We start from the raw sequence: 22,905 nt of genomic DNA on the forward strand, positions 1-22,905 counted from the left end.
TCTTGGCTTACACTGCGTGGCAATTGTAGGGAATAAAAACAACTCAAACTCAGTCACCACCAAACTTGAGTTGCCTTTCACACTGACAACATCTTCACACACAATATAAAGATTCTTTTAAGCGAGGCTAACTTATGCCTCAAGCTTATGACGAGAGCCTTGCTCTTTGTCTATGGTTAAACTTTAGAGTGTTAGCTCCAATTTGACAAACGAGAAAAATAAACCTAATAGGTGAAAAAAACTAAACTATATACCTTTGTCTAATACATTTAGATTGGATTGCTTTGGAAGTTATGATGCGAAGGCGTTTTACAGGCACAAAAAAAGCGCTATAAAGCGCTTTTTAATATTTAAGACAGGCTTAAATAATTTGGTTTTCTTTCCAGGCTTGCTCTTTTGCTAAACGGTTTTTGCGTTTATCACATGGATCATCGCAATCACAGGCTTTATCAATACCAACCGAACCTAAACCACCACAGCTGCTTGCCATAGATTTTTTTTGCACGATCATACCAACGGCCATAGCCGAAACTATCAAAATTAGTAAGCCAAAAGTAAGAAGAAAAAGTGACATTGCTTAGCCCCTATTGATCAGCAATAAATTAAACTCAAATATTTTTGAGCGACTGCTATTATATACCCAAATAACACGGAAATAAACAAGTCAGCACCATACTATAAATAAGGCTTAAATGCTGGGCTTGAGTAGGTAACTAAACCCTCTTTTGATTTACCTATTAAATAAACCGGTAAATCATGTTGTTCAGCATAAGCTTCCGCTTTTTGCATCCCCATTACAGTAAGTGCCGTCGCTAAACCATCTGCCGTCATAGCGCTTGGATGAAGCACAGTTACCGACACTAAGTCGTGCTTAATAGGCATACCTGTTGCTGGATCAATTAAGTGGGTATAGATCTCGCCATCCATTTTATAAAAAATACGGTAATCACCCGATGTCGCTATACCACTTGTACCTGGCGATAAGACACGGTGTACCTTACGCTCTCCAGGTTGCGCATCTGGTTGCTCAATCGCGATTTTCCAATCCTGATTATTTGGCTTTTCACCTGCTATACGCAGCTCACCACCAATCTCAACCATGTAATTAGTAATGTCGTGGCTTTCTAATAACTGGGCAACTTTATCAATACCATAGCCCTTAGCTGTTGCCGAAAAAGAAAGCTCCAGTCCATTAACTGTTTTAGCCAGTCCTTGCTCATTTAAGATAAGTTTATCAATGCCTATTTTTTCAACCATACTTGCAAGCTCTTCATCACTTGGGCGATTAGTTGGTTTTTTATCAGGCCCAAAGCCCCATAAATCAATTAAAGGCCCCATTGTTACGTCGAGTGTTTTAGTCGATTCACCCAAGCGAATAGACTCGCTTATAACAGCCCTAAAATCTTCGCTAATTGGCATGATTTGATTTGCAGGTAATCTGTTAAATGTATTTATTTCAGAGTCTTCTATGTAAGTAGACATAGATTGGTTCACATCTTTTAAAACAGCGTCTATTTGCAGCTGTAGTTGTGAAGCCGATAGCTGGGCTTGCTCATCATAATATTTAATATGATAAGTGGTACCCATAGTCTTACCTTCTAAAAAGGTTTCTTTTAACTCTGGCTTTTCACCACACCCAGACAATAATACAGTCAGTGTAATTAGTAAAAAGGCCATTATACCCTGTGAAGTACTTACTCGATTCATAACAGCTCTACTTAATAGATTGATAAAATTAAAGAATAAAAAAAGCCTCGTAACACAAGTGCTACGAGGCTGGTATTTTAACCAAAACTAAACTGTTTTGGTATTAGTGTTAGCCACCGAAGTCATCTAGTAAGATATTTTCGTCTTCAACACCTAAATCTTTAAGCATAGTAATAACTGCCGCATTCATCATTGGAGGACCACACATGTAGTACTCACAATCTTCAGGCGCTTCGTGATCTTTAAGATAGTTCTCAAATAACACGTTATGGATAAAGCCAGTATAGCCTTCCCAGTTATCTTCAGGCTGTGGATCTGAAAGTGCTGTATGCCATACGAAGTTAGGATTTTCAGCGGCTAGGCCGTCAAAATCTTCTACGTAGAACATTTCACGCTCAGAACGTGCACCATACCAAAAACTCATCTTACGTTTAGAGTTCAAACGTTTAAGTTGGTCAAAGATATGAGAACGCATTGGCGCCATACCAGCACCACCACCAACAAATACCATTTCTGCGTCAGTGTCTTTAGCAAAGAACTCACCAAATGGGCCCGAAATAGTTACCTTGTCGCCTTCTTTAAGTGACCAAATGTACGAAGACATTTTACCACATGGCAAGCTAAGGTTTCTTGGAGGTGGAGCAGCAATACGCACGTTAAGCATAATGATGCCTTCTTCTTCTGGGTAGTTAGCCATTGAGTAAGCACGAATTGTTTCTTCGTCTACTTTTGACTCCAGATCGAAGAAACCAAAATGGTTCCAGTCGCCACGATACTCTTCAGGAACATCGAAATCTGCATATTTAACATGGTGAGGTGGAGCTTCGATTTGGATGTAACCACCCGCACGAAACGGCACTGACTCGCCATCTGGAATTTGCAGCTTAAGTTCTTTGATGAACGTTGCTTTGTTATCATTAGAGATAACTTCACAATCCCACTTCTTAACACCGAAAATTGACTCTTCAAGTTCAATTTCCATGTCATTTTTAACATTTACCTGACACGCTAAACGACAGCCTTCACGGGCTTCACCTTTAGATATGTGATCAAGCTCAGTTGGCAGAATATCGCCACCACCTTCTTTAATGTGTACACGACACTGACCACAAGAGCCACCGCCACCACAAGCAGATGATACAAATATACCTGACTCAGATAGTGCGCCTAAAAGCTTACTACCTGCTGATGTTTTAATGGCTTTATCTGGGTCGCCATTAATGCCGATGATAATATCGCCACTTGCAACTAACTGAGATTTAGCACCAATGATGACTAAAACCAGTAGTACAACGATAGCGATAAAAACACCAACGCCTAAGAAAATCTGATAATCCATGATTTATCCTCGCTACCTTTACAGTGAAATACCAGAGAATGACATAAAGCCAAGTCCCATTAAACCAACAGTGATGAAGGTAATACCTAAACCACGTAAGCCGTCAGGTACGTCTGAGTATTTCAGTTTCTCACGGATACCTGCAAGTAATGTAATTGCAAGTGCCCAACCAACACCAGCGCCAATACCATAAACAACAGACTCGCCGAAGTTATAGTTACGCTCAACCATGAATGATACCGCACCAAATATTGCACAGTTAACTGTGATAAGTGGTAAGAAGATACCTAACGCGTTGTATAGTGCAGGGAAAAACTTATCTAACGCCATTTCAAGAATTTGCACAAGTGCTGCAATAACACCAATGAAAGTTAAGAAACGTAAAAAGCTAAGATCTGCATCTGGGTAACCTAACCAAGTTAGTGAACCAGGTGCAAGTACCGCATGATAAACCAAGTTGTTTACAGGTACAGAAATACCCAATACAACTATAACCGCTATACCTAGGCCAATTGATGTAGTTACTTTTTTAGATACCGCTAAAAAAGTACACATGCCTAAGAAGAATGACAACGCTAAGTTCTCAATAAAAACGGCTTTTACAAATAAACTAATATAATGTTCCACTATTTGCCCCTTACGCTTTAGCTTCTACTTGGTCTTTCTTATAAGTACGCAGTACCCATATGAATAAACCAATGATGAAGAATGCACTCGGTGGTAAGATCAATAGACCCATAGGCTGATACCAACCGCCATCTTGTACTAATGGGATAATATCAACACCGAATAGTGAACCCTTACCAAATAGCTCACGAATGAAACCTACAGTAAGTAGTACTACAGAGTAACCTAAGCCGTTACCAATACCGTCAAGGAATGACATAAGTGGTGGCGACTTCATCGCGTATGCTTCAGCACGACCCATTACGATACAGTTAGTAATGATTAGACCAACGAATACAGAAAGCTCTTTTGCAGTAGCATAAGAAAATGCCTGTAATACTTGGTCAACAACGATTACCAATGATGCGATAATTGTCATTTGTACGATGATACGTACAGATGATGGGATCTGGTTACGAATAAGCGAGATAAAGAAGCTCGAAAACGCAGTTACAAGTGTCAATGCGATTGACATAATTAACGCATTTTTTAAGCTAGACGTTACCGCTAGCGCAGAACAAATACCAAGTACTTGTAGTGCGATTGGGTTGTTAGCTAAAACCGGGCCAAATAGGACCGCCTTCATTTCTTTAGTATCAGCCATTATTTCAATGCTCCTTTACGTACTTTCGCAAGGAAAGGGCCAAAGCCATTTTCGCCAGTCCAAAAGTCAACTGCATGATCAACACCGTTAGACGTTAATGTAGCACCTGAAAGACCATCGATCTTATGCTCATCATTGCCCGCAGTACCTTTAACAATTTGAATTGGAAGTTCTTTACCTTCCCATGTAGCAGTCCACTGTGGATTTTGGATTTCGCCACCAAGACCTGGGGTTTCATTATGCTTGTAAAAGATAATGCCCTTAACTGTTTCACCATCGCTTTCAAGCGAGATAAAACCGTACATCAAGCCCCATAAGCCGTAGCCTTGGATAGGAAGAATGATTGCATCAACTGAGCCATCTTCTTTTTTAGAGATATACACCGGTGACTCTTTAGTCACACGTTGAATACCAGCAATATCTTTAACGCCTTTCTCTTGAAGAGAAACACTTAGCGCTGCATCATATTTGCTTTTTTCAAAGTCAAAGATTGTTGGGTCTGTATCTACAAACTCACCTGTAGTCATGTTTACAACGCGCGCTTCGATTTTTGCATCAAATGTTTCAAGAACATTTTCAACTTTGTCGATGCCCGCAGCAGCTAAGATATTGCTTTGAATATCTTTGTTTTTATTAGCTTGCTGTAAAGGACGAAGCTGTACAGAAGCAAACGATACAATGATTGCACACACTAAACATAGTGCTACAACAACTGATAACGTTTTGCCGATTGATTCGTTATTACTAGACATTACGTGCCAACCTCCGCTTAATATTAGCCTGCACTACAAAGTGATCGAACAGTGGAGCGAACAAGTTAGCAAATAAGATTGCTAGCATCATGCCTTCTGGGAAAGCAGGATTCACAACACGTATCATAACCACCATAAAGCCAATTAATAGACCATATGCTAATTTACCTTTGTCAGTAAATGCAGCTGATACAGGGTCAGTAGCCATAAAGAACATACCAAACGCAAAGCCACCAAGTACAAAATGCCAATACCAAGGCATTGCAAATACAGGGTTAGTTTCTGAGCCAACAGCATTTAATAAAAATGCAGTTGCTACCATACCTAGGAATACACCTAGTACGATGCGCCAAGAAGCGATACGAACGTAAATTAAGAACAAACCACCTACTAATAATGCAAGTGTAGATGTTTCACCTACAGAACCTTGAATGAAACCATAAAACGCATTCCACCATAATTCCATGTTTGCAAAGTCAAGTGTGCCAGCAAATGCTTGGCCTAGCATAGTTGCACCAGAGAAAGAATCTACTGCTGTCCATACTGTGTCACCTGAGATTTGAGCTGGATATGCAAAGAATAAAAATGCACGACCGGCTAAAGCAGGGTTTAAGAAGTTACGGCCAGTACCACCAAAGATTTCTTTAGCGATTACTACACCAAACGTAATACCTAACGCAACTTGCCATAAAGGAATAGTTGCTGGCAAAATAAGTGCAAATAATACAGAAGTAACGAAGAAACCTTCGTTAATTTCATGCTTACGCACTGAAGCAAATATAACTTCCCAGAAACCACCTACTGCAAATGTTACAGCGTAGATAGGTAAGAAGAAACATGCTCCATAGAACATCTTAGCGCCCCAGCCTGCGTCAGCGGTTAACTCACCACCGAATAACTGGAACAAACCAACTTGCCACGTGTTTGCTAGTTCAAAACCTTGCGCTAAAGCACCAGCGGCCTGATGACCGATATTGAACATACCAAAAAACATAGCTGGGAACGTCGCCATCCACACTAAAATCATCATACGTTTTAGGTCGATGTTATCGCGTACGTGTGTCGCGCCTTTATTTACGTAGCCTGGTGTATAAAAAATAGTTGCAGCTGCTTCATACAGTGCATAAAACTTTTCATATTTACCACCGGCTTCAAAATTCGGCTCGATATCTTCTAGATATTTTTTTAAACCCATCTCTCTAGCCTTCCTTCTCGATCGTAGTTAAGCAATCGCGTAGGATAGAACCATACTCGTATTTGCCTGGACAAACGAAGGTACATAACGCTAAATCTTCTTCATCAAGTTCAAGCGCGCCCAATGAAATTGCACTGTCTAAATCACGTGCAATTAAGTCACGTAATAATAGAGTAGGCAAAATATCTAACGGCATTACGCGCTCGTAGCTACCAATTGGTACCATGGCACGTTTTGAACCACCTGTTGACGTTGTCATTTTAAATAAACGACTTGGTGCAAGGTGAGAAAGGAATGTACGCGTTACAGAGAATTTATCACTACCTGGTGCAATCCAGCCAAACAATTCTTTTTCGCGACCTTCAAGTAAAACAGATACTTGAACGTGGTAACGACCTAAGAATGCATGAACACCGTTTGAAATAGAACCCGATAGAACAGAACCAGAAATAACGCGGTTATCTCCGTCTTCTAACTCACCAGCCACTAAATCATCCAATGAAGCACCTAATTGTGTTTTCACTAAACGTGGGTTTTTAACGCGAGGACCTGCAAGCGAAATAACACGATTTGTGTAAATTTCACCAGTAAGGAATAAGTGACCATACGCAATAACGTCTTGGTAACCAATATGCCAAACTTGTTTGCTAACAGAAACTGCATCAAGATGATGGATATGAGTGCCAACGAGGCCAGCCGGATGCACACCACCAAACTCATGTACTTCTACTTGAGCTATAGATGAGCTAGGAACTTGGCTGCCTGCTTTTTTACACACAAATACTTTGCCATCGGTCAAACGCGAAACAACTGCAAGACCCGCTTCAAATGCTTGCGCATTTTCTGCAATAATTACTGCAGGATCTGCAGCTAATGGGTTTGTGTCGATTGCGGTCACAAAAATAGAACTAGGATTTGCATCCACAGCCGCTACTTTGCTGAATGGGCGAACACGAAGTGCTGTCCATTGACCAGACTGGATAAGTACTTCTTTGGCTTTTTCGCGCTCTAAGCTCGGAAGCTCGTCTGCTTTGAAAGAGTCAAAGGTGATTTGCTCACTGCCTGCTACTTCAATAACAACAGATTGCAGCACACGTTTAGCACCACGATTTATTTCTTTTACTGTACCAGAAGCTGGAGCAGTAAATAGGACGCCTGGGTTCTTTTTATCTTCAAAAAGTACCTGGCCTTTTTTGACTTGGTCATCCACACGAACATGCATGGTTGGACGCATACCGATAAACTCTTCGCCAAGCACAGCTACACGTTTGACAGCAGAACCGTCATGTATAACTTGCTGTGGCGCGCCCTCTAAGGGTAAATCCAGACCTTTTTTTATGTTGATCATACGCACTTGCATTACATTAAAGGAAAGAAACTGAAAAATCGTATCAACCACGTCGCCATTTGAGTTATTCCAAGTTATATCAAGGTACAAAAGAGCAGCTTGCTAGAGATATCAAACAAGCAACGTAGTAAAACTCATCACATATTGTCGAGATTTTAACATCATTTTAGATGACTATGCGAGTGTATTTATGAAAATTATACGACAGAAACACTTATTTAGTTTTGTTAAGTGAATTAAATAAAAATCAAGCTAGACCAAAGTGGTAGCCTAAGCAATTATCATTCCTGATTTCATCGTAAATTCAACAAATCGCATAATACAAAAAAAGCCGCGATAGCGGCTTTTATAACTAGGGCCTGTTGACCTTTCAGGATTAAAATTTGTTCAATCTAGGGGCTATTTAATCGCGGCGTGAGGTTTGTAACCTAGTGGGCTAAGTAAAAACCAAGCAACAAAGAGTAAATAGCCCCTAGGCAGAACCCTTTGGGCAGCGCATGTTTGGCATTTATTCCACGTCATCGCCCATTTATGGGGAATAACCACACTACATAGGCTCTGTCTTGCCTAAATACCAAACAGGCTGCTGCAAATTTAACCTCGAAAGATAAACAGGCCCTAAGTTCTGTTAGTCAATCATATTGGCAATTGGCTTAACTGAATCTACATCTTGATCGTAGTCAACACTATCTATACCAAAACCAAATAAGCGTAAAAACTCATTATGGTAACCAACATAATCTGTTAGCTCATCAATGCTGCTCGTATCTACTTTATCCCAAACAGCTTGCACGCGAGCTTGTACATCGTCTTCTAGCTCTTTGTAGTTTTGGAATAAATGTCCACCGTCGTCAAAGCGAGGAGATTCACCATACAAGTTTTCACTAAATAAAGCGTGAATTTGCTCAATAGTGCCTTCGTATGTGCCATCTGCTTTCATAACTTTAAATAAAGCAGAGATATATAACGGCATAATAGGAATAGCAGAACTTGCTTGCGTTACCACAGCATTAAGTGATGAAACATATGCCTCACCATTTAAATCTTTTGTTGATTCTTTAATAGCAGCGGTTGCACGGTCTAAATCTTCTTTAGCCTTACCAATAGTAGCGTGTCCGTATATTGGCCATGTTAGCTCTTTACCAATATAAGTGTACGCAGTCGTTTTAAAGTTATCGGCTAATACATCCGCTTCTTTTAATGCGTCAATCCACATTTCCCAATCTTCACCGCCCATTACTTTAATGGTGTTGTCGATATCGTCTTGGTTTGCAGCTTCAACAGTAATTTCATCAATTTCACGCTTTGATGTATTTAAGTTTTTAGTAGTAACGGCACTGCCAATTGGTTTAAGCGTAGATGAGTAAACTTCGCCCGTATTTGGGTCTGTACGACGAGGAGACGCTAAGCTGTAAATAATACAATCTACTTTGCCCAAATCTGCTTTAATAGTGTCGATTGCTTTTTGTTTAATTTCGTTAGAAAACGCATCGCCATTAATATTTTTAGACCAAAGGCCTGCTTCGTCTGCTGCATCTTGAAAAGCAGCGGTATTGTACCAACCAGCAGAGCCTGTTTTGCGTTCTGTACCTTCTTTTTCAAAGAAAATACCTAATGTTTTAGCACCACCACCAAACGCTGCTGTAATGCGCGAAGCCAAGCCGTAGCCTGTTGATGCGCCAATAACTAATACATTTTTTGGTGCATTTTTTAATGCGCCTTGTTGTTTTACATAGTTAATTTGTTCTTGAACATGCTCTGCACAACCAGCTGGATGTGCGTTTGTGCAGATAAATCCACGAATTTTAGGCTTAATGACCATTGATCATCCTATATCTTTTACAATAAAAATTAGCGCTAGTTTAAAGGCTAATACTAAAAACACTGATCTGATCAGTTAACCACAAGTGTAACAATCAAATCGCTATTAATTATTTAAGCTAATTTAGAGCCGCCCATACAATTAGGTGAATCAGGTGCCTCGCCGCCCTGCTCTGTATACTCATCGGGTGTATATGTATGAATTGCGAGTGCATGAATATGATTTGCTAATTCATCTTTTAGAATTTCATTAATTTCACGATGGCGCTGCAATAAACGTTTACCTGTAAAACCTTCGCTAACCACTATTACTTTAAAGTGTGATTCAGTGCCCGCACTGTGCATATGGCTTTCGTTAATTACGTTTAAATGTTTACACGCAATAGCGTTGCTTATTTTTTCTTGGATCTGTTGCTGCATTGACATAAAAGACCGTTTTAATTAGCTAATTTATACACTTACTATAACAATTTAACGCAGCGCTTGGCTAACTAAATTGCTTTTGTTTAATGTCCTTAATAAATCGGTAAGTTAAACTTATTCGAGGATGTGCAAGCGTTGTTTGTTTAGGTATTGCATGTTGATAATCTCGCTGGCTATGTCCATTCATTATTAAACAGCTGCCACTTTGTAATTTTAAGTCGGTTACTTTATTGCTCGCCTTATGCTTTAACTTTAGAACCCGATCAGCTCCTAGCGAGACACACACAATTGTTGGTTTATCACCAAGCTCTATTTCATCATCACTGTGCCAGCCCATCGTATCATTACCATCTCGGTAATAATTAACGAGTAATGAGTTTAGAGGCTGATTTAAGTGCGCCTCTAAACGCCTTCTCATATTAAGTAACAATTCATCCCATGGCTCTACTATTTGCTTACTACTTGAATAGCCGTATTCAATATTTAAATCGCTCATGAAGCATTGTAGCCGTGGAATAGGCCCCGTTTTACCATAAACAGTTACATCGGGTTGCTGCCAACGTAGGTTTTTTTGCAAATAATAAAATAGATCGAGGCTTTTTTGTGCACTAAGTGCCCTACTTTGATAAGAAAAGCCATTTGGTAACTGTTGGGGGTTGGCGTTTTGCCGTTGCATGTTAGAATTTACCTACATTAGATTACTGATCAACGAACCATTATGACGACGCAAGCCCAGCTAGGCGATAAAACCTTTACTCTTGAACGCTTTCCTTTGGATCAAAAAAACCGCAGCTTACAAGCGTGGGATTCGGCAGATGAGTACCTTATCAATTATGTTAACGAACATCACCCTGATTGTCGCTCATTGCTTATTTTAAACGATAGCTTTGGTGCACTTGCTTGTTATTTTAATAAGTTAACGGTTTGTTCAGTTAACGATTCTTATATTAGCCACCAAGCTGCGGCTTATAACTTACAAGAAAACAAACTGCCTACAGCAGATTTCACACAATTAGATAGTTTGTCTGCATTACCGCAGGATGTTGATTTAGTACTTATTAAAATCCCTCGTAATGTAGGTTTTTTACAGTTTCAGTTAAGTGAGCTCAGTGAAGTCCTTGCACCTGGTACGCCAGTAATTGCTGCAGGTAAAACAAAAGAAATTCATAACTCAACAATAAAATCATTTGAGCAATTTATTGGTGAAACAAAAACTAGCCTAGCAGTTAAAAAATCCCGCCTTATATTAAGTACAGCTAAAGGCGGATATAAAGCAGCAGATTTCCCTGTAACGTGGGAGCTTGAAGGTACTGAGTTTAATATAACAAACCATGCAAATGTGTTTTCGCGTGATTCGTTAGATATTGGTGCACGCTTCTTTTTTAACTACTTACCAGAAACACCAAAAGCTAAAAGCATTATTGATTTAGGCTGTGGTAACGGAGTTGTTGGATTAATGACGCTTGCTCGTTGCCCTAATGCATCAGTTACTTTTGTTGATGAGTCTTACATGGCAGTAGAGTCGGCTCGGTTAAATATAGAAATTAACCTAGGCGATAAGTTTGATAACTGCGAGTTCATCGAAAACGACTGTTTAACAGGCTTTGAAAGAGACAGTGTAGATATGGTGCTTTGTAACCCTCCATTTCACCAAGCTCAGGCCGTTACCGACCATATTGCTTGGCAAATGTTTAAACAAGCAAAAGATACTTTAAAAGAAGGCGGCGAGCTGCGTATTATTGGTAATCGTCATTTAGATTATCATGATAAATTAAACCGTATGTTTGGCAACTGTAAGTTGCTAGGTTCAAACAAAAAGTTTGTCGTTTTAAGTGCAACAAAAAATAGTGGAATGCTATAAATGAAATTAACAAACATTATAATTGGGTGTTGTGTATTACTGATACTTGGTGGCTGCGCGAATCAGCCTAGCCAAGTAATACTTAACCCTGTTTATAAAAATGGTCAAATTAGCACTATAAATAGTAGCTTAAGTACTAGTGTAATTGATTTACGTGGCGATACATCAACACTTAAACTTATTGAGTCAGACAAAACTAAAACCTTTGCAAGCCAAGGCATTACCAGCTCTATTAAAAGTGTGTTAGACAGCGCCCTTAGCCGCAATGGAGCCAGTATTTCTAACTTAGCAACTGTTCGCTTTGAAGTAGATATTCATGCATTGCAAGCTGTTGTAACCGAAAAGCTAGTGAGCCATACCAGCGAAGCCCACATAGAACTTGGCGTGCGTGTTTTTCGCGCCTCAAGTAACTTTAGTAAAGTGTATAGAGGCAGTGCTGATTTAGAAGGCCCATTTAGTCATGAGCGAGCAAAAATAGAAGGTCAGCTCAATAAGTTGACTGAGCAAGTTATTACCCGCATTGTATCTGACCCTGAATTAATAGAATTTTTAGAAGGTTAACTATGAAACGACTTTTTTTAATCTGCTTAGGCCTATTCTTTAGTGTAAGTAGCTTAGCAGCCCAAGAAGGCCGCTTTGTGCAAAAGGACAACATTTTTCCACGCGTAGAAATTGTAACGTCAATGGGTAGCATCGTGGTTGAGCTGGATCGCTCTAAAGCGCCCATCACAGTCAATAATTTTTTAACTTACGTGTCAGACAAAAGTTATCAAGGCAGCGTTTTTCACCGTATTGAGCGCGATGTAGAAAATGATCGCGACTTTGTTATTCAAGGTGGCGGTTACGATAAAGACTATGATGGCCTACATGAAAATGACCCTATTTTTAATGAAAGCGGTAACGGTTTAAAAAACGATATGTATAGCATTGCTATGGCCTATCAAGATAGACAACCGCACTCAGGAACTCGCCAATTCTTTTTTAATATGGATAATAACGATCACTTAAATCCAGGGAAAGATTGGGGCTTTGCAGTATTTGGTAGCGTAATGGATGGTTACGACACGCTTGATAAAATTATGACTGTTGAAACCGGTTTTAATGAAAAAATTGGCTACGATTTCGTACCTAAAAAACCTGTTGTCATCTTAAATATTAAAGTGCTTGAACAAGTCCCACTATAATTTTAAGAGCAGCTTAGCTGCTCTGCATCAAAGCCAATGAAGGCCCTATGAGCAAATCTCTCTCTATTAGCGAATATTTTTCTTACTTTAAAGACAAACGCTTAATCCACATTTTCATATTTGGTATGAGTAGCGGTTTTCCGTGGGTTTTAATTGGCTCTGTTATGTCTGCTTGGCTAAAAGATGAAGGGCTAAGTCGCAGTATGATAGGCCTATTTGGCATTGTATTTGGCGCTTACAGCATAAACTTTTTGTGGTCGCCACTCATTGACCGTACAAAACTTCCTATTTTATATAAATGGCTAGGCCAACGTCGCAGTTGGATACTATTTTGCCAAAGTTTTATTTTTATTGGCACCTTGCTATTAGCAGGGCTTGATTTAAAAGCTAATTTGGCAATTGTTGCTGCGATTTGTTTATTAATCGCCATTGCTTCGGCTACTCAAGACATTGCTATTGATGCCTTTAGAATAGACACCCTAAGCGAAAGCGAATCACACAAAGCAACCGCTGCAGCCGCAATGGCAACTTCGGGTTGGTGGACAGGTTATGCACTTTTAGGCGCCATTCCATTTTACATGGCCGATATACCCTCGCTCGACTGGCCACAAATTTATTACTTTTTAGCTGCCGTAATGCTGCTGTTAATGAGTGGAGCACTGTTTGCAAAAGAGCCCGAAACTAACCGCGAAGCAGTACATGCTGAACTTGAGCGTGTGTACCTTGAAAAACTGTCCTCTACAAAACAAACTCCTTTAACAAAAACTGTTGCGTGGCTTGCGGTAACCGTTATTGATCCCTTTAGAGCTTTTTTTACTAAAAATGGCGTTAAAACAGCACTAGCATTACTTGCGTTTATTTTCTTATTTAAAATAGGCGAAGCGTTTTTAGGGCGCATGTCGATTGTGTTTTATAAAGAAATTGGTTTTAGTAATAGCGATATAGCTACATTTTCGAAGGTAGGTACAGCGGTACTTACAATCATATTTACCTTTGTTGGCAGTTTATTTAATCAAAAATATGGCATTGTTAAGGGTTTATTTGTAAGTGGTATTGCGATGGCTGCTTCAAACTTAGCCTTCTCATGGATTGCTTTAGTTGGCCCTGACCTAAGGCTGTATGCCTTTGCTATTGTTATTGATGGCTTTACGCAAGCGTGGTCGTTGGTCGCTATGGTGGCCTTTATATCGATGTTATGCGATAGAGCATTTAGTGCAACGCACTATGCATTACTGGCGTCATTAGGGAATTTAGGACGAACATTGCTTTCAAGCTACAGTGGTGTAGTAATTGATGATTGGTTAATGGGAAATTGGTCGCTGTTCTTTATTTTAACAGCCTTAATGGCTTTACCTTCGTTGATATTTTTATATCTGATTAGGCATAAGTTGTATGAGCTTGAGAAGAATTACCACAAAAATATTTAATGCATCCCTGCATTAACATATTGCTTAGCACTATCAAGTGCCCCTTAAAGTGTACTAAGCAATTATTGAGTTAATCTACTTTTAGCAAGCTAAGTGCTTCATGTGGATCAACTTCTAGAGCTGTACAATAGCGAACAAACTCAATGACATCTAAACGGCGTTCTTGATTTTCAATCTTGCCGATAAATGAATGAGGCGTTCCAAGCACTTGTGCTAGGCTTCGCATTGTATGACCCTTTTCATGGCGCTTGGTTTTAAGCCACTTTGTTAGCTTTGCATTTTCTTCAGAAGAAACTGTTTTGCCCATCATTTTACATCTCCTACTAGATGATTTGACGTACCCATTAAAGCAGTAGTTTCCATCAATAGCCGTAGGCAGGTAAGCAGTCATACTTTCAATAGCAAGCTATTGCTTAATAAAGCATGTGTTGCTACTCACTCCACCAACACAGCTAAAAACTACGCTAATAATATGGTAAAGATTTGTTTTTATTGAGAATGAAATTTTGCCCGTCTCATTCTTGGATACATTATATACTATTAACACTTTGGTTAAATAATTAATTACATACTCGGTACAAAATCAACCTGAACGAACATTTATAAACACTGAATATTTGACCTAAGTTATCAGAAAATATTAAAAAAATAATATTACCTTCATAAAACAGCTTAAAAATATTTATAACATATTTGTTCCTTTTTAATGTTACACGTTTATTATTAAGCAATAATTTGCACTAAAAAGGCCAAGTAATGTTCAGACTTCTTTTTTTATTACCTATCGTGTTGTGTTTAGGTTGGTACTTTTTTTTGCGCCACAACGGCGTATCTATTAAACAAGGTAAAAAAGGCTTTATGTATATTTTAGCGTTTTCAGCCTTTGTGCTCGGCTTTTTTGTATTGATAATGCAAATTACCGAATACGCACCAACTGATTTGTAGGCATTAAAAAAGCCGCAAAAAGCGGCTTTATTCTATTTAGCGTTTGGCTGTTAAACGCTAAAGCTTGCACCACAACCACAGGTTGTTGTTGCATTTGGATTAGATACAAAAAAGCGTGCGCCTTCTAATCCTTCAGTGTAATCAACCTCACCATCAACCAAATATTGAATGCTCATTGGATCAATAACGAGTGTTACACCATTTTTTACAATTTCTAAATCGCCAGGATTCGCTTTTTCATCAAAAGTAAAACCATATTGAAAACCAGAACAACCACCGCCTGTTACATAAACACGCAGTTTTAAGTCTGGGTTTTCTTCTTCGTCGATTAACTGTTTAACACGAACAGCAGCCGCATCGCTGAACTTAATTGGTAATTCTTCAGACATTTTAAAACCCTCAATATCGCAATTGCGTGATTATCTAATACCCGAGTGTTTTAATCAAGTATAGTAAAACAACTCTTTCCTCTAAGTTATATCTATAAATTAGTAAAAAAGTGGCCAAACATTAACTAGCTAAAATAATACTTAAGTAAACTAAAAGCGACCTTTATACGCTATAAACTCATTAAATATTTTAGTTATAGGCAATAGGTCTTAATCTTCACTGCAAATTGTTAATATAAGTTACGAAAATTTCAAAATCACAAGGACTTAGCTAAACTCTTTTGCTAAAATGCTGCTGAAAAATACAGCGAGGAATTATGCATGTGGCTTGAGCAACTCAGGCGTCGGCTGGCAAAACCTAAAACATCTGTACAATTATGCTTATTAGGCGTAGTTGCCGGATTAATTGCTGCATTTTTTATTATTTTATTTCGCTTAACCATTCTGTTTTTCCAAAGCTTATTTTTAGAAACACCTGACGACTTTACTACCCTACCAACACTTGAACGTGTACTAATGCCTTTAGTTGCTGCATTACTAATAGCCACGTTTGCTGCCTTTACTGGGTTTAAACATTACCGCTTGGGTATCCCCTTCGTTATACACAGAATTAAACGTCACTACGGGCAAATGCCTTTATACAATACGGTTAATCAATTTGTTGGTGGCGCACTTGCTCTCATTAGCGGTTTTTCAGTTGGCCGAGAAGGGCCTTCCGTGCATATGGGCGCAACGGGGGCGAGTATTTTGGCAGATAAGCTGCATTTACCGCATAATGCCATGCGTACTCTAAGTGGTTGTGGAGTAGCGGCAGGTATAGCCGCGTCGTTTAATACTCCACTTGCAGCCGTTATTTTTGTAATGGAAGTGGTACTTCGTGAATATAAAGTACATATATTTGTACCTATCATGCTTGCCGCTGTTACTGGCGCACTGGCCACACAGTTTGTTTTTGGTGAAGGCTCAGAGCTTGCGCTCATTACCATAGCGCCATTGAGTGGTTGGCATTACCCTTATTTAATATTATGCGGCATGGCGCTGGGTGCAATTGCATTTAGCTTTAATCAAAACTTAATGCTAATTATTAAAACATTTAAACCTTTAAGTATGTTCCCTCGTTTATTAATTGCAGGGTGCATTGCCAGCTTAATAGCTTACGCAGTGCCTCATGCTATGGGCTCTGGTATGAGCGCAATAACTATCGCGGTTGAATCTCCTGATGACGTAAAGCTACTCACAACTATTTTAATCGCTAAACTACTTGCTACATTGTTTGCTATCGGTTTGGGTATTCCGGGCGGTTTAATTGGTCCAGTAATTGGACTTGGCGTATTAATTGGTACATTAATGGCTTTTTTTGCTCAGTTTATTAGTCCTGGCACTGATATAGCGGGTACTTATGGAGTTTTAGGTATGGCCGGATTAATGGCCGCCACATTGCATGCACCACTAGCTGCTTTAACAACGGTCATGGAGCTTACATCGTCACCTGAAATAATTGTTCCAGCTATGCTTGTGATCACCACGGCCTATGTAACAGCATTACAGTTTTTTGGAAATCGCTCCATATTTTTGCAGCAACTAGATTTTCAGGGATTACCGTACCATGTATCTCCCGCTACCGAAGCATTACAAAAAGTGGGGATAATGGATGATATGGATGAAGACTTTAAATTGCTTTATTCTGACGACAAAGTGCAAATAAAAAGCACATTAGATGCCATGGATAGCCAAACTCCGTTAATTGTTTTTGACGAAGAAAATGGCTATCGTCTCGCTGAATACGATTTAACGCTAATGTCTAATGAAACAATAAATATAAATTATATTAGCTTGCAGGGCATCAGTAGTCAGGCCACCCTAGCCGATGCTTTCGATATCCTAAAAGATAAAAGAAGTGGCGCGCTTTACGTTTATAACCTTTTAGATAATCAACAAATTATGGGGCTATTACGCTGGGATCAAATTCATCATATTTTAACCATTCGTAACAGCTTACTTTAAACAATAAGGACTATTATGAGCGCATTATTGATTTATAAAACACTCCACATATTTTTTATGATTGCGTGGTTTGCCGGTATTTTTTACTTGCCTCGATTATTTGTATATCACGCTATGAGCGAGGAAAGATCATGCAACTCTATGTTAAAAGTTATGGAGCGCAGACTACTTTATTTCGTTACCCCATTTGCTGTATTAACCGCTGTATTTGGTGTGTTGACCATTGTTGAATATGGTCGTGATTGGTTTAGATACAGTATGTGGTTGCACTATAAACTAGTGCTGGTGATCATATTATATATATACCACGGCTACTGTTTTAAGTTATTAAATGACTTTAAACATGACCGCAACACTAAGACAGACCGCTTTTACCGTATTTTTAATGAGCTCCCAGTTATTGCGTTGCTCATCATAGTGGCGCTTGCGGTAATAAAACCTAATTTATAAGCGTTTCGGTGCATGTTAAACTGCGCTGCAATTTACAATACTTGCTATAACACGCGCGATTGCGTGCTCCATTTATGGATTATCGCGCCCATTTGATTGATTAGGAATTACCCCATGTTAAGTTTCCAAGGTGAGCATATACTGTCTGTAAATCAGCTAGACAGAGACTGCATTGAACGTATTTTTGCAGTAGCAAAAAAAATGGAGCCTTATGCTAAAAAGCAAAAGCAAACAACGGTGCTAGAAGGCGCTATTTTAGCTAATTTGTTTTTTGAACCAAGCACTCGTACACGAGTTAGCTTTGGCACCGCCTTTAATTTACTTGGCGGTGGCGTACGTGAAACTACAGGTATGCAAAGTTCAGCCCTTGCTAAAGGTGAGTCTCTTTACGATACCGCCCGCGTTATTTCAGCTTATGCTGACGCTGTTGCTATGCGCCATCCTGATGCAGGCTCAGTTAGTGAATTTGCTGAGGGCTGTACTGTGCCGGTTATTAATGGCGGCGACGGCCCAAATGAGCACCCTACTCAAGCATTACTTGACTTATTAACCATTGAGCGCGAATTACATCGTTTTGGTCAAAATATTGATGGTATGCATATAGCGCTTGTGGGCGATTTAAAGTATGGCCGCACAGTGCATTCTTTATCTAAGCTATTGTGCCATTATAAAAATGTAAAGTTTTCGATGGTCGCGCCTGACGGCTTACAAATGCCAACAAGCATTTTAGATGCAGTAGAAAATGCTGGCCATAAAATTGAGCTAGTAAATAAGATGGAAGGCAATTTAGCAGCCGATATTGTTTACCAAACACGTATTCAAGAAGAGCGTTTTCCATCGCAAGAAGAAGCAAATAAATACCGTGGCGGCTTTAGGATTAGCCAATCTATCTACAGCGCTCACTGTAAGCCTAACTCTGTATTAATGCATCCTCTTCCACGTGATAGTCGCTTAGAAGCCAACGAGCTTGATAACGACTTAAACAGTAACGACAATTTAGCAATATTCCGCCAGGTACAAAACGGCGTATTAATTCGTATGGCACTGTTTGCTTTAACACTCGGCGTAGAAAACAAAGTCGATAAGTATGAAGTAGACGTACCTTGGTTTAGCCGCAAACGCGACAGCTAACCCCCTTTTAAGTGACAATTTATAGGATTTTTCATGACAATTAGCCAAGACTTATTTGAACGCGCCCAAGCTTCTATTCCTGGTGGCGTAAACTCACCAGTTCGTGCTTTTAATGGTGTAGGCGGTACGCCACTATTCATTACAAAAGCAGAAGGCGCGTTTACATTTGATGCCGACGGTAATCGTTACATTGATTATGTTGGCTCTTGGGGGCCTATGATCATGGGCCATAACCACCCTGCAATTAAACAAGCTGTACACGAAGCTGTAGAAAATGGCCTTAGCTATGGCGCACCAACTGAAGCCGAAATATTAATGGCTGAAAAAGTAAAAGAGCTAGTTCCATCAATCGAAAAAGTACGCATGGTTAGCTCAGGCACTGAAGCGACAATGAGTGCAATTCGTTTAGCACGTGGCTTTACCGGTCGCGATAAAATATTAAAATTTGAAGGTTGTTACCACGGTCATGCTGACTCGTTATTAGTTAAGGCAGGCTCTGGTGCGCTAACAATGGGTGTGCCTAATTCTCCAGGTATTCCTGAAGACTTTGCTAAGCATACACTTACAGTTTCGTTTAATAACCTAGATGAAGTAAAAGCTATTTTTGCAAAATACGCAGACGAAATTGCCTGTATTATTGTAGAGCCAGTAGCCGGTAACATGAACTGTATTCCACCAGTGCCTGGCTTTTTAGAAGGTTTGCGTGATGTGTGTGACGAATATAAATCAGTACTTATTTTTGATGAAGTAATGACAGGCTTTCGTGTTGCACTTGGCGGTGCACAAGCTTATTACAACATTAAACCAGATCTTACGTGTTTAGGTAAAGTAATTGGCGGCGGCATGCCAGTTGGCGCGTTTGGTGGTAAAACTGAAATAATGGATTACATTGCGCCTGTAGGACCAGTTTACCAAGCTGGTACTCTTTCTGGTAACCCTATTGCAATGGCTGCAGGTTTAAAATCACTTGAGCTATTAAGTGAGCCTGGCCTTCACGATAAGTTAGAAGCTATTTCAAAAGCAATTTGTGAAGGCTTTGAAGCTGGTGCTAAAAAAGCCGGTGTTGCGCTAACAACTAACTATGCGGGCGGCATGTATGGATTCTTTTTTACTGATGCTGAAAAAGTAACGACATACAAGCAAGCAACTGAGTGTGACCTAGAGCGCTTCAAACGTTTTTTCCACCTTATGCTTGAAGAAGGCGTGTACCTTGCTCCATCAGCATTTGAGGCTGGTTTTGTATGTGCTGCGCATACTGAGCAAGAAGTAAAAGACACAATAGCGGCAGCGGAACGCTCGTTTGCTAAACTTTAAGCTAAAAATTACTATTTATACATTTGTAACCACTTGTTTTTAAGTATGTAATTAAGACTAAAGATTGAAAAAAGCCCGAAAGGGCTTTTTTTATTTGTAATGTACTATAAATGAATGATAATTAAGCATAACAAGGTCTATTCACCTTTACTCTATTACAAAAAATACAAGAGAGCCTTATGTCAGGATTACGCCAATTTTCTTTTCCCGCTATCCAGCTAATGGCAAACTTAAAATACAAAACTAAAATCAGCTTAATGTTTGGAATTTTACTCGTTCCTCTAGCACTTAGTTTGTTTTTTTTAGTCTCGTTATTAAGTGAAAGTATTACTGTTTCAAAAATGCAGCAGCAAGGCTTAAAAGGCTACAGAGCTATACTTTCAAATCAAATGCAGGGAGATACGAATCAAAATATAAAAATAGCTCGCTCACTCGGCTTTGATATAAAAGACACACAAGCAAATGAAGTACTTGAACTTGTTTCTATTCAATCAAATCTAGCCTTAGACAGTCAATTAGCAAGCGCTTATGTAAACCGCTCTTTAGTCACGCCAATTCCTGCACTTATAATGCAAATAAACTCAACAGCGCAAAGCGCTAATACTGTTTTAGCTAGTAATCGTTTTACGCCCGATACGTTTATAGCACTTTCAAATTTTAGTAAGTCACTTCCTTTATACGAAAAACAACTCGATAAAATACTCAATGTAGCCACCAATGCAGATAAATCAGTAAACAAAGCGCTCATGCCTCCTTTAACTAATTTACACGGTGCTGTGGGTGCATTTAAAAAAGCGATAGATGAAAAACTACTTGAGCCAGACGATATTCTATTAACTCAAGCAGAGTTCAATAAGCTAACAAACAACGTTCACAGTAGTATTAATCAACTTGTTAGTAAGAGCATTCCAACACTTGAGAGCCTTATAGAGGCAAAACTACAAACTCAACAGTGGACACGAAATCTTGTTTTAGCTGCTTCATTGATCAGTTTGCTATTTGCATTTTATTTGATGATTGGTTTTTATTTTGCAGTTGTTGATACCATTAATCGCTTTGCTGATGCCGCGAATAGAGCCGCGAATGGCGACTTAAATGCCACTATCGATTCGAGCACTAATGATGAAATGGGAATTATTGCATCGCGCTACAATGCATTACTTAATGCATTTTCACATTTATTATTTGATGTTAAAGCAAGTACAGAAGAGCTATGCGATGCAACTAAATCGCTATCACATGCGAGCAGCCAAACAAGCAATGATGTTTCAAAACAGCAAACTCGAGTAAATGCCATTTATAATGCACTAAGCGAAATGGCTCAAAACGCACTTGCAGTTGAAGAGTCAGCCCATCAAGCAACGCTTACCGCGCAAGATGCTGCTGCACATGTAAAACAAGGTTCAGACAATACAATGGAGCTTGCTAAATATATGCAAGATCTACAAATTGAATTTGCAGAGAGCCAACAAGCACTCGATAAGCTAGCGCAAGATAGCCAAGAAATTAGCAAAGTTAGTAAAGGCATTAGTGAGATAGCAGATCAAACAAACTTGCTTGCACTCAATGCCGCTATTGAAGCTGCACGAGCTGGCGAGCATGGCCGTGGATTTGCCGTTGTAGCTGATGAAGTAAGAACTCTTGCTCAGCGTACCCAAACACAAACTCAAGAAATACATCAAATTATTAGCTCCTTACAACAAGCATCTGACGACACCCAGCAAAAAATGCGTTCAAGCGTGCAAAAGATGGAGCAATCAGTAAAAGCAGCCAATCAAACTAATGATGTATTACAAAGCGCAGAGCAAAGTATGGGCGATATTAAACATCAGGGCGAAGTTATTGCAGAGCGTGTTAAACAGCAGTCAAATGCGACAACACAAGCATTAAATGATTCGCAAGAGGTGAGTAATTTAGCAGATCAAACGCTAACATCGGCTCAATCAACGCTACAAGATGCACAGCAATTAAGTCGCTTATCTAATGATTTAACCAAATCAATGCAGTTTTTTAAATCTTAATACCAATTCGCTTAATTAAGTGATCTATTTTGAGGGAAGAAAATCGTGTCGATAACAAGGCAAAAATTTCGTTATTTAGTTGTTCTATATCAGAAATTTTTAACGTAGTTAACGTCAGATTTAACCCCTCAAATTGATTAAGTATTATTACGGATTGGTATAATTACGTTAACTACAACTTACAACAAAGCCGCTAAATAAGCTGTCTCTTGATCACAAGTCTGACTCAAGAGATTTTGCTAAATCGTAGCCTTCCAGGATGGCTTGTAACTTAAGCCATCCTTGCCATAACACTTTCACAGATGCACGCCCTGTGCGCTTGGT

General features: G+C 39.3%; 23 protein-coding genes. 10 read left to right on the forward strand and 13 right to left on the reverse strand.

What is annotated here, in order from left to right; translation table 11 throughout:
* Window positions 1–361: 361 nt before the first annotated feature.
* The 11 genes from nqrM to H5160_RS18575 form a co-directional block, all read right to left on the reverse strand.
* Window positions 362–574, reverse strand: coding sequence for a (Na+)-NQR maturation NqrM (gene nqrM / locus H5160_RS18525; protein ID WP_007376137.1), 213 nt, complete (start codon window positions 572–574; stop codon window positions 362–364).
* 101 nt (window positions 575–675) lie between these two features.
* Window positions 676–1,707: an FAD:protein FMN transferase gene (locus tag H5160_RS18530; RefSeq protein WP_182738314.1), complete on the reverse strand. Its 1,032-nt coding sequence runs from the start codon at window positions 1,705–1,707 to the stop codon at window positions 676–678.
* 109 nt (window positions 1,708–1,816) lie between these two features.
* Window positions 1,817–3,046, reverse strand: coding sequence for an NADH:ubiquinone reductase (Na(+)-transporting) subunit F (gene nqrF, locus H5160_RS18535; protein ID WP_002958895.1), 1,230 nt, complete (start codon window positions 3,044–3,046; stop codon window positions 1,817–1,819).
* Between the two features lie 18 nt (window positions 3,047–3,064).
* Window positions 3,065–3,673 carry an NADH:ubiquinone reductase (Na(+)-transporting) subunit E gene (gene nqrE, locus H5160_RS18540; protein ID WP_002958896.1) on the reverse strand — a complete coding sequence of 203 codons (609 nt, stop codon included), beginning with the start codon at window positions 3,671–3,673 and terminating at the stop codon, window positions 3,065–3,067.
* Window positions 3,674–3,683: 10 nt separating this feature from the next.
* Window positions 3,684–4,316: an NADH:ubiquinone reductase (Na(+)-transporting) subunit D gene (locus H5160_RS18545; protein WP_002958897.1), complete on the reverse strand. Its 633-nt coding sequence runs from the start codon at window positions 4,314–4,316 to the stop codon at window positions 3,684–3,686.
* Window positions 4,316–5,068 (reverse strand): Na(+)-translocating NADH-quinone reductase subunit C, encoded by a 753-nt coding sequence (locus H5160_RS18550; RefSeq protein ID WP_002958898.1) that lies wholly within the window; start codon window positions 5,066–5,068, stop codon window positions 4,316–4,318. Before H5160_RS18550 ends, H5160_RS18545 begins: the two co-directional genes overlap by 1 nt.
* Window positions 5,061–6,263: an NADH:ubiquinone reductase (Na(+)-transporting) subunit B gene (locus H5160_RS18555; RefSeq protein ID WP_002958899.1), complete on the reverse strand. Its 1,203-nt coding sequence runs from the start codon at window positions 6,261–6,263 to the stop codon at window positions 5,061–5,063. The genes H5160_RS18550 and H5160_RS18555 overlap by 8 nt, the downstream gene beginning before the upstream one ends.
* A 4-nt stretch (window positions 6,264–6,267) precedes the next feature.
* Window positions 6,268–7,611, reverse strand: a complete 1,344-nt coding sequence (locus H5160_RS18560) for a Na(+)-translocating NADH-quinone reductase subunit A (RefSeq protein WP_024596562.1) — start codon at window positions 7,609–7,611, stop codon at window positions 6,268–6,270.
* A 628-nt stretch (window positions 7,612–8,239) separates the two neighbouring features.
* Entirely contained in the window at window positions 8,240–9,433 is a 1,194-nt protein-coding gene (gene fabV, locus H5160_RS18565) for an enoyl-ACP reductase FabV (protein WP_024596563.1), read from the reverse strand.
* A gap of 113 nt (window positions 9,434–9,546) precedes the next feature.
* Entirely contained in the window at window positions 9,547–9,858 is a 312-nt protein-coding gene (locus H5160_RS18570) for a BolA family transcriptional regulator (RefSeq protein ID WP_024596564.1), read from the reverse strand.
* Between the two features lie 61 nt (window positions 9,859–9,919).
* Window positions 9,920–10,531, reverse strand: a complete 612-nt coding sequence (locus tag H5160_RS18575; protein ID WP_024596565.1) for an alpha-ketoglutarate-dependent dioxygenase AlkB — start codon at window positions 10,529–10,531, stop codon at window positions 9,920–9,922.
* A 42-nt stretch (window positions 10,532–10,573) separates the two neighbouring features.
* Between H5160_RS18575 and H5160_RS18580 the strand changes: the two genes are divergently transcribed.
* From H5160_RS18580 to H5160_RS18595, 4 genes are read left to right on the forward strand one after another with little or no spacing between them, the layout of a single operon-like run.
* The gene (locus tag H5160_RS18580; RefSeq protein ID WP_182738316.1) at window positions 10,574–11,716 is read left to right on the forward strand and encodes a methyltransferase; all 1,143 of its coding nucleotides are present in this window, start codon (window positions 10,574–10,576) and stop codon (window positions 11,714–11,716) included.
* A complete protein-coding gene (locus H5160_RS18585; RefSeq protein ID WP_182738318.1) occupies window positions 11,717–12,277 on the forward strand; it encodes a YajG family lipoprotein in 561 nt (186 codons plus the stop codon). It abuts the gene before it with no gap.
* A gap of 2 nt (window positions 12,278–12,279) precedes the next feature.
* Window positions 12,280–12,900, forward strand: a complete 621-nt coding sequence (locus H5160_RS18590; protein ID WP_002958906.1) for a peptidylprolyl isomerase — start codon at window positions 12,280–12,282, stop codon at window positions 12,898–12,900.
* Window positions 12,901–12,947: 47 nt separating this feature from the next.
* Complete coding sequence (locus tag H5160_RS18595) at window positions 12,948–14,327, forward strand: AmpG family muropeptide MFS transporter (protein ID WP_182738320.1); 1,380 nt, start codon at window positions 12,948–12,950, stop codon at window positions 14,325–14,327.
* A 70-nt stretch (window positions 14,328–14,397) separates the two neighbouring features.
* Here H5160_RS18595 and H5160_RS18600 read toward each other — a convergent pair whose 3' ends face one another.
* On the reverse strand, window positions 14,398–14,637 hold the full coding sequence (locus H5160_RS18600; protein WP_002958908.1) for a helix-turn-helix domain-containing protein: 240 nt from the start codon (window positions 14,635–14,637) through the stop codon (window positions 14,398–14,400).
* A 446-nt stretch (window positions 14,638–15,083) separates the two neighbouring features.
* Between H5160_RS18600 and H5160_RS18605 the strand changes: the two genes are divergently transcribed.
* Complete coding sequence (locus H5160_RS18605; RefSeq protein ID WP_182738322.1) at window positions 15,084–15,272, forward strand: hypothetical protein; 189 nt, start codon at window positions 15,084–15,086, stop codon at window positions 15,270–15,272.
* A gap of 50 nt (window positions 15,273–15,322) precedes the next feature.
* Here H5160_RS18605 and erpA read toward each other — a convergent pair whose 3' ends face one another.
* Window positions 15,323–15,661: an iron-sulfur cluster insertion protein ErpA gene (gene erpA / locus H5160_RS18610; RefSeq protein WP_002958911.1), complete on the reverse strand. Its 339-nt coding sequence runs from the start codon at window positions 15,659–15,661 to the stop codon at window positions 15,323–15,325.
* Window positions 15,662–15,982: 321 nt separating this feature from the next.
* Between erpA and H5160_RS18615 the strand changes: the two genes are divergently transcribed.
* The 5 genes from H5160_RS18615 (at window position 15,983) to H5160_RS18635 (ending at window position 22,581) form a co-directional block, all read left to right on the forward strand.
* Window positions 15,983–17,665: a chloride channel protein gene (locus tag H5160_RS18615; RefSeq protein ID WP_002958912.1), complete on the forward strand. Its 1,683-nt coding sequence runs from the start codon at window positions 15,983–15,985 to the stop codon at window positions 17,663–17,665.
* Window positions 17,666–17,680: 15 nt separating this feature from the next.
* Window positions 17,681–18,115 carry a CopD family protein gene (locus H5160_RS18620; protein WP_002958913.1) on the forward strand — a complete coding sequence of 145 codons (435 nt, stop codon included), beginning with the start codon at window positions 17,681–17,683 and terminating at the stop codon, window positions 18,113–18,115.
* Window positions 18,116–18,229: 114 nt separating this feature from the next.
* On the forward strand, window positions 18,230–19,246 hold the full coding sequence (locus H5160_RS18625) for an aspartate carbamoyltransferase (protein WP_182738324.1): 1,017 nt from the start codon (window positions 18,230–18,232) through the stop codon (window positions 19,244–19,246).
* 33 nt (window positions 19,247–19,279) lie between these two features.
* Window positions 19,280–20,560 (forward strand): glutamate-1-semialdehyde 2,1-aminomutase, encoded by a 1,281-nt coding sequence (gene hemL / locus H5160_RS18630; protein WP_024596268.1) that lies wholly within the window; start codon window positions 19,280–19,282, stop codon window positions 20,558–20,560.
* A 179-nt stretch (window positions 20,561–20,739) separates the two neighbouring features.
* Window positions 20,740–22,581 carry a methyl-accepting chemotaxis protein gene (locus H5160_RS18635; protein ID WP_182738326.1) on the forward strand — a complete coding sequence of 614 codons (1,842 nt, stop codon included), beginning with the start codon at window positions 20,740–20,742 and terminating at the stop codon, window positions 22,579–22,581.
* The last annotated feature ends 324 nt before the right edge of the window (window positions 22,582–22,905 follow it).

It is taken from the genome of Pseudoalteromonas sp. SG43-4 (genome assembly GCF_014164325.1).
GTDB classification, from domain to species: domain Bacteria; phylum Pseudomonadota; class Gammaproteobacteria; order Enterobacterales; family Alteromonadaceae; genus Pseudoalteromonas; species Pseudoalteromonas distincta.